The organism is Pseudogemmobacter lacusdianii (assembly GCF_030848395.1).
GTDB classification, from domain to species: domain Bacteria; phylum Pseudomonadota; class Alphaproteobacteria; order Rhodobacterales; family Rhodobacteraceae; genus Pseudogemmobacter; species Pseudogemmobacter lacusdianii.
Genome location: NZ_JAVDBT010000004.1, coordinates 235,468 through 252,203, shown reverse-complemented (window position 1 = coordinate 252,203; position 16,736 = coordinate 235,468). Strand labels below are relative to the sequence as shown.

Here is a 16,736-nt window from a genome sequence, read left to right as displayed (position 1 = left end):
TGCCGTCCGCGCCCCATCTGCCGCTGCACAGCCAGTGCCCTTTGCAGCCCAATCAGCTTTAGGAACTTCGCCCATGCGCTTCGCCACAATCGCCACCCCGACCGGCTCCACCGCGGCTTTGCAGCTTGAAAACGGAGATTTCCTGCCGATAGCGGCGGCATCAAAGGCCCAAGGCCTCACCGATCGGGCGCTGACCGAGGGCAGCCTGCAAGCGCTGATCGAAGGCGGTGACGCTGCATTGGCGCAGGTGAAGTCGCTTGCAGCCAAAGCTGATCCCGCTTTGATCATCGCGGCGCAAAAGGCAAAGCTGCTCGCCCCGCTGCCCCGCCCTGAAAAGAACGTCTTTTGCGTCGGTCGCAATTATGCCGATCACATTGCCGAAGGCGCACGGGCGCAGAAGACCACCGTCGCCATCACCGAAGTACCTGTTTTCTTTACAAAACCCCGCACTGCCGTGATTGGGCCGGGTACCGATGTGCCGATCTTCACCCATGTCTCGACCCAAATCGACTATGAGGTTGAGCTGGCTTTGATCTTCGGCAAACCCGGTCGCGACATCCCTAAAGCCCGCGTTTATGACCATATTTGGGGCTACACGATCCTCAATGACATCACGGCGCGGGATGTGCAGCGCCGTCATGGCGGGCAATATTTCAAAGGCAAAGGCCTCGACGGTTCCTGCCCACTTGGCCCGATCGTCGTCACCGCAGACGAGATCGCAGATCCGCAGAACCTTGGCTTGCGCAGCTTGGTGAATGGCGAGGTGCGCCAAAACTCCAACACCGCGCAGATGATTTTCGACATCCCGACGCTGGTCGCCTCGCTCTCCGAAGGTCTGACCTTGGAGCCGGGCGACATTTTGGCCACCGGCACGCCTTCGGGCGTGGGCTATGCGATGGAGCCGCCCGCCTTCCTGAAGGACGGCGATGAGGTGGTTTGCGAGATCGACGGAATTGGGCGGCTGGCCAATCCGGTCCGCAACGCCTGAGACAACCGGCCGTCAGAGCCGGGCATGCGACAGACGGAACACACTATTCTGGGAGGAATTCACATGCTGACGAGACGGACGTTTACCACTTTATCCGCGGCTCTGCTCGCGGCCCCCTTGGCACTTGGCGCTGGCGCTGTATCGGCGCAAGAGCTGACCAAGGTTACTTTCGTGCAGCCAAGCCCATCGGCAATCAACTCGTTCAACGTCTTCGTGGCGATTGGCGAGGGCTTTTTCGCCGAAGAAGGTCTTGATGTAACGGTAGAATCCATCAACGGCTCGGGCCCGGTTCTGCAAGCGCTCTCCTCGGGCCAAGCGCAATTTGGCCGTCCCGGTCCGGGGCCGGTTCTGGCCGCCCGTGGCCGCGATGTGGATGCGGTCTTCATCTACAACTTCGCCGCCAAGTCGAACTTTGGCATCGTTGTGCCCAATGACAGCGCCGTGCAAAGCCCGGCCGATCTGAAAGGCACCGTCATCGGCACCGGCACGGCAGATGGCGCCGAAGTTGGCTTTGCGCGCAATGTGTTGAAGGGCTCGGGGCTCGAGGAGGGCACCGATTACACCTTCCTCACGGTCGGTGACGGTGGCCCGGCGACGGCGGCCTTCTCTTCGGGGGAAATGCAGGCCTATTCCGCCTCGACCGCCGATGCGGCGATCCTGAACCAGCGCGGTGTTGCGGTGCGGGACATCACCCCGGGCGAATATGCGCGCTTCTTCGGCAATGGTTTCATCACCATGGGCGATACGATCCGCAACAATCCCGAGCTGGTCGAGAAGTTTGTCCGCGCCATCTATCGCGGCCATATCTTCGCGCTGGATGATGCCAATCGCGACAAGGTTCTGGCCCATATGGCCGCGGGCAACCCGCAGGAAAGCGAAGATCCGGCCTTTGCGGCGGCTTTGTTTGATGCAGTGCGCTCCAAGACCATTCCCGTCGATATGACCAATGGTTACGGCTACCAGCCGCCCGAGGTTTGGGAAGAATGGCAGCAGGTCCAACTCGCCGCTGGTGAATTGACCGCCCCCCTGCCCGATCTGACCGCCGCCTATACCAATGAGTTCACCCTCAAGGTTAACGGGAGCCAGAACTGATGCCGGCTGCCGCAGCCCTCACCGAGACCCCGCCTCTGGGCGCCCCCGTTTACCAGCTGCGCAACGTGGGCAAAACCTATGCCCGCAATGCCATCAAAGCACTGGATTCGGTGAATTTAACCCTGACCCAAGGCAGCTTTTCTTCTGTCATCGGCTCTAGCGGCTGCGGCAAGTCCACCCTTCTCAAGATCATGTCGGGACTGATCCCGCCCTCAACCGGGCGAGTGGTTCTACAAGGCAAGCCGGTGACCGGCCCGCGCCGCGACATCGGCATGATGTTCCAACAGGCGACACTTTTCCCATGGCGCACCACGCTGGAAAATATTGTCCTGCCAATCGAGATCCGCGACGGCAAAGCCGCCGCGAAAGCCGCCCGCGACAAGGCCCGTGCCTTGCTGGAACTCGTGGGCCTCAAAGGCTTTGAGAACACCTATCCGGGTGAGCTTTCTGGCGGCATGGCCCAGCGCGCCTCGATCTGCCGGATGCTGATCACCGAACCTGCGGTGCTTTTGTTGGACGAGCCCTTCAGCGCCTTGGACGAATTGACCCGCGACTTCATGAATATGGAACTTCAGCGCATCTGCACCTCGCGCAATGCCACAGCCTTCCTTGTTACCCATTCCATCCCCGAGGCGGTGATCCTGTCGGATGTGGTCTATGTAATGAAACCCCGCCCCGGCCATATTGCCGAGGTGGTCGAGATTGATCTGCCGCGCCCGCGCACGCTCGACATGATGACCACGCCGAAATTCGGCGCCATCGTCGAACATATCCGCAGCCGTCTGGATAAGGAGGCCTTCATATGAGCCTCGAACGCATTGCCGACAGCAGTCCCGCCACCGAAGAGGACACTGTCTGGAAAGAAGAGACCGGCTGGCTGGACCGGGTGCCGCGCGCGGCCAAAATGCTTTTCGTCTTTGCGGTCTTCATCCTCCTTTGGGATTTGGTCACGCGCTTTGGCATGGTCAGCCGGATCATCCTGCCAACCCCTTACGAAACCCTTAAAGACCTTATCTTTGTCGGCAAAAACCTTCTCACCGGCCAATATATGCTGGGCGCTTTGTGGATCACCCTCAAAGAAGTGTTTTACGGCTTCCTTTTGGCCATGCTGATTGGCTTCACCCTTGGCGTGATCGTCGGCGAGACCGCCTTTGGCGAACAGGCGATCATGCCCTATCTCGTCGCCATCGACACGATGCCGAAAGTCGCCTTCGCGCCCTTGTTCGTGGCGTGGCTTGGCTTTGACATCGACAGCAAAGTGGCGCTGGCGGCCTTCATCGCCACCTTCCCGATCGTTGTCGGCACCGCTGCGGGGCTACATTCCGCCGATGTGAACAGCCGCAACCTTTTCCGCACCATGGGCGCGAGCCGCTGGCAAACCCTGATCAAGATGAAGCTGCCAATGGCTTTGCCGCAGGTCTTCACCGGGCTTAAAATCGGCTCGGTCGGCGTGATGGCCGGGGCGATCACCGGCGAATTCCTCGGCGGCGGCAAAGGCTTTGGTGAGTTGATCCGCACCGCTGCCAGCCAGCTCAACACGCCGCGCGTCTTCTCGCTGATCCTGTACCTGTCGATCATCGGGCTTGCGATCTTCACGCTGGTCTCCTTTGCCCAACGCCGCATCGTCTTTTGGCAAAAAGACCGCGTCAGCACTGGGGGCGAGGGCTAACCATGGCCCCGCTTCCCGCATCCGCGCTCACCCGCTTTGTCACCCGCGCTTTTACCACGCTGGGCGTGCCTCAGGCCGATGCCGCCAAGGTGGCCGGTCTGATGGTCGAGGCGGATCTTTTGGGCTACGACACCCACGGGCTTTTCCGGCTGCGGCAATATGTGAACCGCTTGAAGGGCGGCGGCTGCAATCCAAGCGCCACGCCCCGAGTGTTGCGCGAGACCGCTGCGACCGCGCTGATTGATGGTGACAATGGCCTTGGTCATCTTGGCATGGCGATGGCTTGCGATCTGGCGATGGCCAAGGCGCGGCTGGCCGGGATCGGCTGGGTGGGTTTGCGCGGCAACAATCACGCCGGGCCTGCGGCTTTATATGTGCGACCTCAGGCAGAGAGCGGCATGATCGGCATCTGTGCCGCCGTTGGCAGCGCCAATCATGTGGCGCCTTGGGGCGGCACTGATCTGCTGCTTGGCACCAACCCGCTCGCCATTGCCACGCCCGGTGACAAGGATGCTTTCGTGCTCGACATGGCCACCACCGTGGCGGCGGTGGGCAAGATCAAGACCCTCGCCCAACGTGGCGAACCGATGCCCGAGGGCTGGATGGTCGGCCGTGACGGCCAGCCTTTGACCGACCCAAACCGCCGCGATGAGGGCTTTTTGCTGCCCATCGGCGGGCCAAAAGGCTACGGCCTTGCCACCGCAATCGGCCTCTTGGCGGGGGTGCTGAACGGGGCGGCCTTTGGCTCTGATGTGGTGGATTTCACCACCGACACCGCCACCCCCACCAACACCGGCCAATTCGTCGCCGCCATCGACATTGCCGCTTTCGGCGAGTTGGGGGATTTCATCGCCGCCGCGACCCGCAGCTTTGCCGAGTTGCGCGCCTCAACGCCCCTGCCCGGACATGAGCCCCCCCGTATCCCCGGAGAGGGCCGCTCCGCCTTGCGCGCCAAACATCTGACCGAAGGCATCCCCCTGCACCAAGCTCTGCAGGCCGAGCTGGACCGCATCGCGGATGAGCTTTCGATCCCGCAACTCAGCGAGAGTTAAGGCCCCGCGCGCCGCTTGGCTTAAGCTGCGCGACACCGCGCCTCACGCAGGCCCCTTCAGACAGGCCTCCAACAGCCGCACCACATGCCGGCCCTGCCGCCCGCTGCCATCCTTGATCTGGGCGCGGCAACTGGTGCCATCGGCAATGATCCAATCCTCGGCCCCCGCCGCCCGCACCGCTGGCAAGAGGCTCAGCTCCCCCATAGCGCGCGAGAACTCAAGCGTTTCGGCCTGATGGCCAAAGGCGCCTGCCATACCGCAGCAGCTTGAGGGGATCGTCTCGACCCGCAGCTCTGGCACCGCGCGCAACACCTGCTCCACCGCGCCCATCGCGCCCAAGGCCTTTTGGTGGCAATGGCCATGCAGATGCGCCACCTTTGGCAGCGCGTCCAGATCCAGCGCCACCAGCCCCGCGCGCAGATCCTGCGCCAAAGCCTCTTCAATCAGCTGCGTCGCCTCGGCAAGCCTTTGGCTCTCATCCCCCGGCAAAAGGCTAAGCGCCTCATCGCGGAAGGTCAAAAGGCACGAAGGCTCCAACCCCACCACCCGCGCGCCGCGCTGAACATAAGGCAAAAGGGCGTCGCGGCTACGCTGCAATTCTTTGCGCGCTTCGGTGGTCTGGCCCGAGGCCATGAAGCTGCGCCCGCAGCACAAAGGCCTGCCCTGCACCGGCACCCGGTGCAGCCGGTATCCCGCCGCGCTGAGAACCCGCGTCGCGGCGGTCAGATTCTCCGGCTCGAAATACCGGTTGAACGTATCGCCAAAGAGCACCAGATCTCGGCCATCGCCCTGCACGTCTTCTGGGGTCGAGACCCGCCCGCCCTCGGCCCAAGGTTTCGCCCAAACCGGCAAGGGCCGGTCGGCGGCCAGACCCAAAAGCCTCTCAGACAGCCAAGCCAGCCCCGGCACCCGGTCGCGCAGATTGGCCAAGCCCCGCAAACGCGCCACAAAAGGCGCATAGCGCGGCAAGTAAGCCACCAACCGCTCGCGCAAAGGCAGACCGTGGCGCGCGTGATAGTGATGCAGCACCTCGATCTTCATCTTGGCCATGTCAACGCCCGTCGGGCATTCCTGCCGACAGCCCTTGCAGCCAACACAAAGCGCCATGCTTTCCTTCATCGCCGTTGAGGTCAGCGCCCCTTCCCCCAACTGGCCCGAGATCGCCAGCCGCAAAGCATTGGCCCGCCCGCGCGTCAGATGCTGCTCTTGCCCGGTGACACGGTAGCTTGGGCACATCACCCCACCCGCCAGCTTGCGGCAGGTGCCATTGTTGTTGCACATCTCGATCGCACCGCCAAAGCCGCCCTTGTCGGACCAATCCAAGGCCTGTTGCACAGGCTCGGCCACATGATAGCCCGGGGCAAAGCGCATCAAGGCCGGATCATCCATCCGGTAGGGCCGCACAATCTTGCCGGGATTTAGAAGGCCTTTGGGATCAAAGGCATCCTTCACGCCCTCAAACGCCGCCACAATCCGATCACCAAACATCATCCGGTGGAATTCCGACCGCGAGATGCCATCGCCATGCTCGCCGGAATGCGAGCCCTTGAAGCGGCGCACCAAAGCGCAGGCCTCTTCGGCAATGGCCCGCATCGCGGCAAGCCCGCGCGGGTCTTTCAGATTCAGGATCGGCCGCACATGCAGACAGCCCTCCGAGGCATGGGCATACCATGTGCCGCGCGTGTTGTGCCTTGCAAAAAGCTCGGTGATTTCATCGGTGTAATCGGCCAAATGCTCCAGCGGCACCGCGCAATCTTCGATGAAGCTGACGGGTTTTGCATCGCCCGTCGCCGACATCATGATGTTGAGGCAAGCCTCGCGCATCTCCCAAACCTCGCGCTGCGCGGCGGCTTCAGTGATCTCGACCACTGCACCGGAATACCCGTGATCGGACATGCACTGGTCCAAGCGCTTCAGCTCTTGCGCCAAAGCGCCCTCGGACTCACCGGCGAATTCCACCAACAAAAGGCAATCCGGGTGGCCCTTGGTGATCTTGCTCAACGTGCGCTGGAACAGCGCAATCTCGGCCCCCAAAGTCAGCACATTATTGTCGACCAGCTCCACCGCTGTCGGGCCCAAAGCCACGATATGCCGCGTCGCCTCCATCGCGGCGCGGAAGCTGGGGAAGTGACAGACGCCCATCACGCGACGCGCGGGCAAAGGCGCGAGTTGCAGCGTCAGCGCCGTCGTCAGCGCCAAAGTGCCTTCGGAGCCTACCATCAGATGCGCCGGATTGGGCGTCTGTGCCAAAAGCGCGTCGAGGTTATAGCCGCCGACACGGCGCTGCACCTTCGGGAAACGCGCCTCAATCTCGGCGCGTTCGACCTCGGCCAAAGCTTGGGCGCGGCTCAGAGCCGGGTGGGCTGGGCTTTGCAGGACAAAGCGGACCGCCTCACCGCTGGCCATCAGCCCTTCGACCGCCCGCACATTGTCGACCATCTTGCCATAGGCCAGCGAACGCGCGCCGCAGGAATTGTTGCCCGCCATGCCGCCCAAAGTGCAGCGACTGGCGGTCGACGGCTCCACCGGAAAGAACAACCCCTCAGCCCGCAGCCGGGTGTTCAGCCGTTCGAGCACCATGCCCGGCTGCACCACCACCTGCCGAGATCCGGTATCAAGCTCCAGCAATCCGTTGAAATACCGGCTGAAATCCAACACCAGCCCAGCGCCCAAAGGCTGGCCGTTTTGGCTGGTGCCACCGCCCCGCGCGATGACGGGCACGCCGGTCTTTTGCGCCACGCTCAAAGCCGCTTGCAGGTCCGTGGCATCCTTCGGGAAAGCCACCGCCAAAGGCATGATCTGATAGATCGAGGCATCGGTGGCATAGCGGCCGCGGTCAAAGGCCGCCGCTGTCACCTCGCCTTGCATCTGCGGCTGAAGGCGGCGGGCCAAAGCCTCGCCTTGACGCTGGATGGAGGCGCTATAAGCGGGTGGCGCGGCGCGCAGCTCTGCACTCATACTTTGCCCTTCCCGAGCAATATGATGAACGTATTAACTAGGTAGATTAGTGGCTTCCACGCAGCTGTCACCTTTTAACAGCGCCAGATGCGACGGCTCCAAACAAAAGGCGGCGCAAAACCTGCGCCGCCCCTGCCATTGTCCCCAAAGGCCAGAAACCTACCGCCCCGTGACCCCGCGCAGCCGGTCCGAACGGCGACGCAACAGCTCAACCGTGGCCAAAAGCGCGATCGAGATCACCACAAGGATCGTCGCCACCGACAAGATCGCTGGGCTGATCTGCTCGCGGATGCCGTTCCACATCTGGCGCGGGATGGTCTGCTGCTCGGGTCCAGCGATGAAAAGCACCGCCACCACCTCATCAAACGAGGTGACGAAGGCGAACAACGCCCCCGAGATCACGCCGGGCAAGATCAAGGGCAAGATCACCCGGAAGAAGGTCGCGCGCGGATTGGCCCCAAGGCTGGCCGCCGCCCGCACAAGGCTTTGGTCAAAGCCCGAAAGCGTCGCCGTCACGGTGATGATCACGAAGGGAATGCCCAATGTGGTATGGGCCAAGATCACCCCCGAATAGGTCGAAGTCAGCCGGCCACAATCCACCCCGATCACCCCGCAAGGTGCCGAGTAAAAGAAGAAGGTCCCCGCCGCGATGATGATGATCGGCACGATCATCGGCGAGATCAGGATCGCCATGATCGCGCGGCGATAGGGCATATCGGGGCGCGACAGGCCCAGCGCCGCCAATGTGCCCAAAGTCGTCGCCAAAACGGTCGCCCAGAAGCCGATGATGAACGAGTTTTTCGCCGCCTTCACCCAAGCCGCATTGGCCCAGACATCTGACCACCAGCCCGCCACGGCTTCGGGGTTCATCATACCCGTGGTCAGCAAAGCCTCATACCAGCGCAGCGAAAAGCCCTCTGGAGCCAAGCGCAACATGGCTTCGGTAAAGGTGAAATAAGGCTCAGCGTTGAACGAAAGCGGCATGATCACCAAGATCGGGGCGATCAGGAAGATGAAGATCAGCGTGCAGATCACCAGATAAGCATAGTGCCACAGACGCTCGAGCGGAGAGGCATAGGTTGGCAGGGCCATTGTGCGTTTCCTTATCCGAGCTTGAGGTTGTCGATGCCAACAAGGCGGTCATAAAGCCAGTAAAGCACCAAGACGCCCAGCAGCAAAAGCGTGGCCAAAGCCGCCGCCATCGACCAATTGGCCTTGTTCATATGGAAGGAGATCATGTTGGAATAAAGCATCCCATCAGCGCCGCCGACCAAGGCCGGGGTGATGTAATAGCCCACCGCCAGAATGAAGACCAAAAGCGCGCCTGCGCCAATGCCGGGCAGGGTTTGCGGCAGGTAGATCCGCCGGAACGTGGTCCAGCTCGTGGCACCCAAAGAGCGCGCGGCCCGGGCGTAGCTGGGCGGGATCACCCGCATGACCGAGTAAAGCGGCAGCACCATGAAGGGCAGCAAGATATGCACCATCACGATGATCGTCCCGGTCTGATTATAGATCATCCGCAGGCGGCCATCATCGCCAATCGCTCCCAGATAGACCAAGAATGAGTTGATAACCCCTTGATCTTGCAAAAGAACGATCCAACTGGTCGTCCGCACCAAAAGCGAGGTCCAGAACGGCAGCAGCACCAAGATCAGCAAAAGATTGGCCTTGGCCATTGGCAAAGTCGCCAGCAAATGCGCGATCGGAAAGGCCAAAAGCAGGCAAATGCCGGTGATCAAAGCCGCCAGAAAAATCGTCTTGATGTAAAGCGCGACATAGACGCGCTGCGTCTCAGGCGCGCGCTCCACGCCGCCATCGGCCGCCAGCTGCAAATCGGCAGCGATCATGTAGAAATCCGCCGTCCAAGGCGAGGCAGCCGAACGCATCGCTACCCAAAGCCGCGGATCGGCCCATTTGGCATCCTCGGCCAGCAAAGCCTCTTTGAAGGGTGGCTCCAGCTTCTTGGCCCCCCGCGCGGCCGAGGTGTAAAGCGACCGCGCCCCCGGCAGCGTATAGTTGATCCGCGTGCCAGCATCACCCGCAGCCCGCGTCTCTTGCATCAAAGCAAGATCCGCGACCAAAGCGGCATAGGCCGCCTCATCCGGCTCGGTGCCCAGCGGGTTTTCGGCAAACCAAGCCTGCAAGGCCGGGGCGGATTTCGAAAAACCGTCATGGTAGAACGACCGCTGCAACATCTGCCCAATTGGGATCACGAAGCTGATCACAACGAACAAAAGCAATGGCAGCACCAAGAACAAAGCCCGGCGTTTTGAGCGGGCTTGCGCCGCTGCCAAAGCCGCCTTTAGCGGGCGTCCATCTGCGGTGGTCAGCATCGCGGGTGTGATAGGGGCCGCAGGGGTCAAGGGCTGTGCCTCGCTGGTTCGAAAGGCCGAAAGGGGGCATCCTTGCGGCGGGATCATCGCATCTCATACCGGGGCAATGCGCCAAAGCGCCCTGCCCCGGTCGTTCAGGCTGGGGTCTGCGTCCTGCAGCCCCCAGTCCATCGGCAAGCCCTTAGTTCGAGGCGAGCCAGGCGTTGAAACGCTCATTCAGCTGAATGTCGCGGTCGACCCAGAAGTCCAACGACGAACCCAGCGCATTGGTCATATTCGCCGGATCGGTCGGCAGGTTCGGGCCCATCGGCTCTTCCTTGCCTTGGATATTGCCAACCAGCGAAGCCGAGGATTTGCGCGGCGGGCCGTAAGAGATGAACTCTGCCGCTTTCGCCAACTGCTCCGAGGCGGTGGCGAAATGGATCAACTCCAAAGCGTCAGCCTCATTCGGGGCACCTTTCGGGATCGCCATGCCTTCCCATTCAAAGACCTGACCATCCCAAACGATGGCAAAGGGCTTGCTCTCCAACTGCACCGCATTGAAGATCCGGCCGTTGTAAGCTGTGGTCATCACCACCTCGCCATCGGCCAGCAATTGCGGCGGCTGTGCGCCCGCTTCCCAGAAGACCGCATCCTTCTTGATGGTGTCGAGCTTGGCAAAGGCGCGGTCCACACCCTCATCGGTTTCCAGCAAGGCATAAACCTCGGCTGCTGGCACGCCATCCGCCATCAAAGCCATTTCCAGCGTGGTTTTGGCATTCTTACGGATACCGCGCTTGCCGGGGAATTTCTCCAAATCGAAGAAATCGGCGATCGAGGTCGGCGGAGCATCGGGGAATTTCGACGCGTCATAAGCCACGACGGTCGAGAAAATATCCGTCGGGATCATGCATTCGGTCAAAGTGCCGGCGATGAAATCATCCTCGGCGCCCGTGCCATCGGCACCGTTGGGCAATGCCGAGAAGTCAAAAGGCACCAACGCGCCCTCGTCGCAAAGCCGCACCGCATCGGCGATTTCCAAAACCGCCACGTCGATGGTGACGTTATTGGCTTCGACTTGCGATTTCACCGGGGTTGCGGGGTTGTCGGAATCGACCGAAACCACTTTTTTGCCGGTCGCGGCGGTGAAGGGTTTGAAATAGGCCTCAATCTGGCTGTTGGCATAAGCGCCGCCCCAGCCCATCACCGTGATGTCGGCCTGCGCCGAAGCGGCAAAGCCGCACAAGGCGGTGGAGAGAATCAGAATCTTCTTCATAGCGAACTTCTCCCGTTGGTTTTTTTAATGGCCCCTTTTTTTGGGGCCGTTTTGGTCTGCCGCATTCTCCGGCGTCAGCTCGGGTCAAGCGCGCGGGCATCTTGCGGATGCCAGCCCACATTGATCTTTTGTCCTCGGTCCAATTTGGTCTGGCCAAGGGTGTTGCGCATCTTGATGACGAAATCGTCCGAGCCGGCGACCCGCAGCCGCGCGCGCAGGATGTCGCCCATATAGATCACCTCAAGCACCTCGGCGCCGATGGTATGGGCGCCCGCAGGCATCATCTCGGGCTTGAATTCGACCCGCTCGGGCCGGATGGAGACCAAAGTCTTCTGCCCCTTCTCGGTCACATTGACCGGGGTGGCATCGATCAACTCGCCCGTGGCAAGCCGGACCAAGGCCTTGCCTTGGCTCAGTTCCTCGACCGTGCCGGGAAGCTTGTTGTTCTCGCCAATGAACTGCGCCACGAAGCTGTTTTCGGGCCGTTCATAAAGATCGGCCGGAGGGGCGAGCTGCTGAATGCGCCCGTCATTGAAGACGGCCACTCGGTCCGACATGGTCAAAGCTTCGCCCTGGTCATGGGTCACATAGACCACCGTGATGCCCAGCCGCTCATGCAAATGCTTGATCTCAAACTGCATATGCTCACGCAGTTGCTTATCCAGCGCGCCCAAAGGCTCATCCATCAAGACCAGTGCGGGATCGAACACCAAGGCCCGCGCCAAAGCGATCCTTTGCTGCTGGCCGCCCGAAAGCTGCGCGGGGCGGCGTGAGGCGAAGGCCCCCATCTGAACCATATCCAGCGCGCGCTTGATCCGCGTCTCACGCTCATCCTTGCCCATGCCGCGCACTTCCAGCGGGAAGGAAAGATTCTCTCCCACCGTCATATGCGGGAACAGGGCATAATTCTGAAACACCATGCCAATGCCGCGCTTATGCGGCGGCACCAGATTGATGTTGCGCCCATCAAGCCGGATCTCCCCATGAGTCGCCGTCTCAAATCCGGCCAACATCATCAGGCATGTGGTTTTGCCCGAGCCTGATGGCCCAAGCATCGTCAAGAATTCTCCCTTGGCGATCGAAAGGTTGAGGTCTTTGACCACCAACGAAACGCCATCGTAACTCTTTTGCACATGATCGAATGCGACGTAGGCGTCACCCTCGGCTGCTGCGGCCAAGCTTTGTCTCCCTGTCGTCCGGCAGGTGTTCCTGCACTTCATTGAAAGGAAGGTAAGCAAAAGCCAATTTGCATTGCAACGTCCAAATGGCGCGGCAGAGACACAAGGTCGGAATGCCTAAAAAACAGTAAAGACTTTGAGGTTTCGCTGCGAATCTCGGCGTTTAGCAAGCAACCCTTGCGCGCAAGCCCGATCAAGCTGCGCCTATAAGTTGTCCGCATGCCGCTCTTAGGGTGATTCCCCATAGTCAGCGGAGGGCCAGGGGCGCAGGCACGAAAACCGATGGCCTAAAAAAGAAACAACCCGGGGTTAGAAACCCCGGGCTGGTGGTGCGGATGAAAAGACTCGAACTTTCACTCCGGTTAAGGAACAGCGACCTCAACGCTGCGCGTCTACCAATTCCGCCACATCCGCACGGTACCAGCTTCCGGGTGAGGGCTATCTAGCTGCACTCGCGGGGGATTAAAAGGGGGATTTTACGCCTAAAGTTGCTTTTCCTGCGCGGTACCGAAAATTTCCTTAAAAACCGCTATCTTTCCACCTTTCCAAAGCCTTGCGGCGTGTCGTCCGGCAGCAACCTCCCCTTTCGGACCCGCGCGCGACGCCCAATCCCGGCCGATCCTTGCGCGCAATCGAGATTGCATCCCCGCTCCAATCAGCGAAAAGGTCGACGCAGAGACCTGCCCGCCTTGGCCCGCTCTTGGGCCGAACCGGCGCGGCTTTCGTTATAAGGACTGCCTCATGGTGGAATGGACCCATATCCCCGGCCTCGCCCCCTACGGTGAAACCCTTGCCGCCATGGAGGCGCGGGCCGAAGCCATTGCGCGCGGCGAAGCGCCCGAGGCGATCTGGCTGCTTGAGCATCCGCCGCTTTACACCGCCGGCACCTCGGCCAAGCGCGAGGATCTGGTCGAGCCCGACCGCTTTCCCGTGCACGCCGTCGGTCGCGGTGGGCAATACACCTACCACGGCCCCGGCCAGCGGGTGATCTACACCATGCTGGATGTCAAAGCTCGCGGAGCCGATGTGCGCTGCTTCGTGCGTGCTTTGGAAAACTGGGTGATCGCCACTTTGGCCGAGTTCAACATCAAAGGTGAGATTCGCCCCGGCCGCGTCGGTGTCTGGGTGCCTCGGCCCGACCGCCCGCTTTTGCCCGATGGCTCGGTGCCCGAGGACAAGATCGCCGCCATTGGAATCAAGCTGCGCCGCTGGGTCAGCTTTCACGGCATCTCGATCAATGTCGAACCCGAGCTGTCGCATTTCCAAGGCATCGTGCCTTGCGGGATTCGCGAGCATGGCGTGACCAGCCTTGTCGATCTGGGTCTGCCGGTCAGCATGACCGATCTTGATGCTGCGCTTATGGCCACCTTCGATCAAGCTTTCGGGCCGGGCTCGGCTGCCTGCCATCAGTCGGGCCAAAATTGATGCAAATGGGCGATAAATCTGGGACGTAATGGCGCAGCAATGCTGCTGCTATTGCATAACACGCCCCCTAGCCCCCATGTAGAGCGAAGAGCACGACCGCGTGCTCGCCCTTCCTGACGAGGATAACATGACCAAGCAAACCGTACTTGCCGCCCTTGCAGCTCTGGCTATGGCAGGCCCTGCCTTCGCGGGCGACCCGGCCGCGGGTGAGGCGGATTTCAAGAAATGCAAAGCTTGCCATTCGATCATCGCCCCCGATGGGACCGCTTTTCAAAAGGGCGGCAAGAATGGGCCGAACCTTTATGGCATCGTGGGTCGCGGCGTCGCCTCGGATCCCGACTACATCTATGGCCCGTCGCTTTTGGCGCTGGGCGCCAGTGGTCGGACCTGGGACGAATCCTCTCTTGCCGCCTATATTGCCGATCCCGCAGGCTGGCTGAAGGAAACGCTGGGAGACACTGGCGCGCGCAGCAAAATGACCTTCCGGCTTGGCGCTGGAGCCGAGGATGTCGCAGCTTATCTTGCCTCGGTCGGCGGCTAAGCGGCGCCCGAACGGGCCAAGCAGGCGCTAAAGCGATGAAGGCTCTGCCAAAGCCGCGCGCCCCCATAAGATAGGCAGCCGCTGCCGCCATGAGCGTGGCCGCGGCCCCCTCGCCCCCCTCAGCTGCGGTTTTTCCCAGTTTTGGAGGGGGTCATAGGGCCACAACCCCCCATCAATTCTCAATCTGCGTCAAAGTCACCGATTGCGGGCAACCGCCCCTAAGGCTAAACCGGTTCTGTAACGCAAATGCCTTTCGGGTGACCGATCAGGCATAAAACGGAATCGTAGCGGGAGTAGCCAATGGCCGACGCAGCCATCCACGGCCATGACCACGAACAGAAGAACTTCTTCGTTCGTTGGTTCATGTCGACGAACCACAAGGACATCGGGATCCTTTATCTGTTCACCGGGGGCCTTGTTGGTCTGATCTCGGTCATCTTCACCGTCTATATGCGGATGGAGCTGATGAACCCCGGCGTGCAATATATGTGCGACGAGGGGATGCGCTTCATCGCCGCAACCGCCGGTGAAGCTTGCACGCCGAACGGTCACCTCTGGAACGTAACCGTAACCGCGCATGGCATCTTGATGATGTTCTTCGTGGTTATTCCGGCCCTTTTCGGTGGCTTCGGCAACTACTTCATGCCGCTGCAAATCGGCGCGCCGGACATGGCTTTCCCGCGGATGAACAACCTCAGCTACTGGCTCTATGTGGCCGGGACCTCGCTGGCTGTTGCTTCGCTCTTCGCTCCGGGTGGCGGCACTTGGGCTGACGGCTCGGTGCAGACCGGTTCGGGCGTGGGTTGGGTGCTTTACCCGCCGCTCTCGGTGAAAGAATCGGGCTTCTCGATGGATCTGGCGCTCTTCGCCGTCCACTTGTCGGGCATCTCGTCGATCTTGGGTGCTGTGAACATCATCACCACCTTCCTCAACATGCGCGCTCCGGGGATGACCATCCACAAGGTGCCGCTGTTCGCTTGGTCGATCTTCGTCACCGCGTGGCTTGTGCTTCTGGCGCTGCCGGTGCTGGCGGGTGCAATCACCATGCTGATCACCGACCGCTCCTTCGGCACCACCTTCTTCGATCCGGCTGGCGGCGGTGACCCGATCCTTTACCAACACATCCTGTGGTTCTTCGGCCACCCGGAAGTGTATATCATCGTGCTGCCGGCCTTCGGCATCATCTCCCAAGTCATCGCAACCTTCTCGCGCAAGCCGATCTTCGGCTACCTGCCGATGGTCTATGCGATGGTGGGTATCGGTGTTCTTGGCTTCGTCGTCTGGGCGCACCACATGTACACCGTTGGCATGTCGCTGACCCAGCAGAGCTACTTCATGATGGCCACCATGGTCATCGCCGTGCCGACCGGGATCAAGGTCTTCTCCTGGATCGCCACCATGTGGGGCGGCTCGATCGAGTTCAAAACTCCGATGCTCTGGGCCTTCGGCTTCCTGTTCCTCTTCACCGTTGGTGGTGTGACCGGGATCGTGCTGAGCCAGGCTCCGCTGGACCGCGTGTACCACGATGGCTACTACGTCGTTGCCCACTTCCACTATGTGATGTCGCTTGGTGCCGTCTTCGGTATCTTCGCCGGCATCTACTTCTGGTTCGGCAAAATGACCGGCCGTCACTACCCGGAATGGGCTGGTAAACTGCACTTCTGGGCGATGTTCATCGGTGCGAACCTGACCTTCTTCCCGCAGCACTTCTTGGGCCGTCAGGGCATGCCGCGCCGTTACATCGAGTATCCGGAGGCCTTCGCCTACTGGAACTGGTGGTCCTCGGTCGGTGCCTATATCTCCTTCGCTTCGTTCCTGTTCTTCATCGTGATCATCTTCTACGCGATGTTCTTCGGCCGCAAAGTGACCGAGAACAACTACTGGAATGAATACGCTGACACGCTGGAATGGACCCTGCCCTCGCCGCCGCCGGAGCACACCTTCGAGCAGCTGCCGAAGCAGTCCGACTGGGACAAAAGCCACGCGCACTGATCCCAAGCGACAGTAGAAATCTAAAAAAGCCCCGAGGTCACCTCGGGGCTTTTTCTTTGTGTCGGTATCCGCGCAACTCGCCCCCCCTCCCCCCCCGGCGCGGCAAGCGGTGAGCTCCCCTTCCGCCAAGCGGGCCTTGCCAAAGGCGCGCTTTCCTCCGACGATACCTCCATCTGCGCATCACGCCACCGCCACCTCTGGCAGGTCGAGCGACCCGCAGCCCGTGCCGTGCCCCTCGACACAGCGCCGTGCC

At 61.2% G+C, this 16,736-nt stretch carries 13 protein-coding genes and 1 tRNA gene; 8 read left to right on the top strand and 6 right to left on the bottom strand.

Going from position 1 to position 16,736, the window contains the following annotated elements; translation table 11 throughout:
* The first annotated feature begins 73 nt into the window (after positions 1–73).
* The 5 genes from Q9295_RS05825 (at position 74) to Q9295_RS05805 (ending at position 4,801) form a co-directional block, all read left to right on the top strand.
* On the top strand, positions 74–988 hold the full coding sequence (locus tag Q9295_RS05825; RefSeq protein ID WP_306679564.1) for a fumarylacetoacetate hydrolase family protein: 915 nt from the start codon (positions 74–76) through the stop codon (positions 986–988).
* A 63-nt stretch (positions 989–1,051) separates the two neighbouring features.
* Positions 1,052–2,080, top strand: coding sequence for an ABC transporter substrate-binding protein (locus Q9295_RS05820; protein ID WP_306679563.1), 1,029 nt, complete (start codon positions 1,052–1,054; stop codon positions 2,078–2,080).
* Positions 2,080–2,886 (top strand): ABC transporter ATP-binding protein, encoded by an 807-nt coding sequence (locus Q9295_RS05815; protein WP_306679562.1) that lies wholly within the window; start codon positions 2,080–2,082, stop codon positions 2,884–2,886. Before Q9295_RS05820 ends, Q9295_RS05815 begins: the two co-directional genes overlap by 1 nt.
* A complete protein-coding gene (locus Q9295_RS05810) occupies positions 2,883–3,749 on the top strand; it encodes an ABC transporter permease (RefSeq protein WP_306679561.1) in 867 nt (288 codons plus the stop codon). Before Q9295_RS05815 ends, Q9295_RS05810 begins: the two co-directional genes overlap by 4 nt.
* Positions 3,750–3,751: 2 nt before the next feature.
* On the top strand, positions 3,752–4,801 hold the full coding sequence (locus Q9295_RS05805) for an Ldh family oxidoreductase (protein ID WP_306679560.1): 1,050 nt from the start codon (positions 3,752–3,754) through the stop codon (positions 4,799–4,801).
* Positions 4,802–4,843: 42 nt separating this feature from the next.
* Here Q9295_RS05805 and Q9295_RS05800 read toward each other — a convergent pair whose 3' ends face one another.
* The 6 genes from Q9295_RS05800 to Q9295_RS05775 form a co-directional block, all read right to left on the bottom strand.
* The gene (locus Q9295_RS05800; protein ID WP_306679559.1) at positions 4,844–7,759 is read right to left on the bottom strand and encodes an FAD-binding and (Fe-S)-binding domain-containing protein; all 2,916 of its coding nucleotides are present in this window, start codon (positions 7,757–7,759) and stop codon (positions 4,844–4,846) included.
* 159 nt (positions 7,760–7,918) lie between these two features.
* Complete coding sequence (locus Q9295_RS05795; RefSeq protein WP_306679558.1) at positions 7,919–8,851, bottom strand: ABC transporter permease; 933 nt, start codon at positions 8,849–8,851, stop codon at positions 7,919–7,921.
* A gap of 11 nt (positions 8,852–8,862) precedes the next feature.
* A complete protein-coding gene (locus Q9295_RS05790) occupies positions 8,863–10,092 on the bottom strand; it encodes an ABC transporter permease (RefSeq protein WP_306679557.1) in 1,230 nt (409 codons plus the stop codon).
* A gap of 181 nt (positions 10,093–10,273) precedes the next feature.
* Positions 10,274–11,347, bottom strand: coding sequence for an ABC transporter substrate-binding protein (locus Q9295_RS05785; protein ID WP_306679556.1), 1,074 nt, complete (start codon positions 11,345–11,347; stop codon positions 10,274–10,276).
* 74 nt (positions 11,348–11,421) lie between these two features.
* Positions 11,422–12,525: an ABC transporter ATP-binding protein gene (locus Q9295_RS05780; protein ID WP_306679555.1), complete on the bottom strand. Its 1,104-nt coding sequence runs from the start codon at positions 12,523–12,525 to the stop codon at positions 11,422–11,424.
* Between the two features lie 327 nt (positions 12,526–12,852).
* Positions 12,853–12,939, bottom strand: a tRNA-Leu gene (locus Q9295_RS05775).
* A 327-nt stretch (positions 12,940–13,266) separates the two neighbouring features.
* On the opposite strand from Q9295_RS05775, the gene lipB reads away from it, so the two are divergent.
* The 3 genes from lipB to ctaD all read left to right on the top strand — a co-directional run bounded on the left by lipB (position 13,267) and on the right by ctaD (position 16,483).
* Entirely contained in the window at positions 13,267–13,950 is a 684-nt protein-coding gene (lipB, locus tag Q9295_RS05770) for a lipoyl(octanoyl) transferase LipB (RefSeq protein ID WP_306679554.1), read from the top strand.
* 127 nt (positions 13,951–14,077) lie between these two features.
* Positions 14,078–14,491 (top strand): c-type cytochrome, encoded by a 414-nt coding sequence (locus Q9295_RS05765; RefSeq protein ID WP_306679553.1) that lies wholly within the window; start codon positions 14,078–14,080, stop codon positions 14,489–14,491.
* A 300-nt stretch (positions 14,492–14,791) separates the two neighbouring features.
* Positions 14,792–16,483 (top strand): cytochrome c oxidase subunit I, encoded by a 1,692-nt coding sequence (gene ctaD / locus Q9295_RS05760; protein WP_306679552.1) that lies wholly within the window; start codon positions 14,792–14,794, stop codon positions 16,481–16,483.
* Positions 16,484–16,736 lie beyond the last annotated feature (253 nt).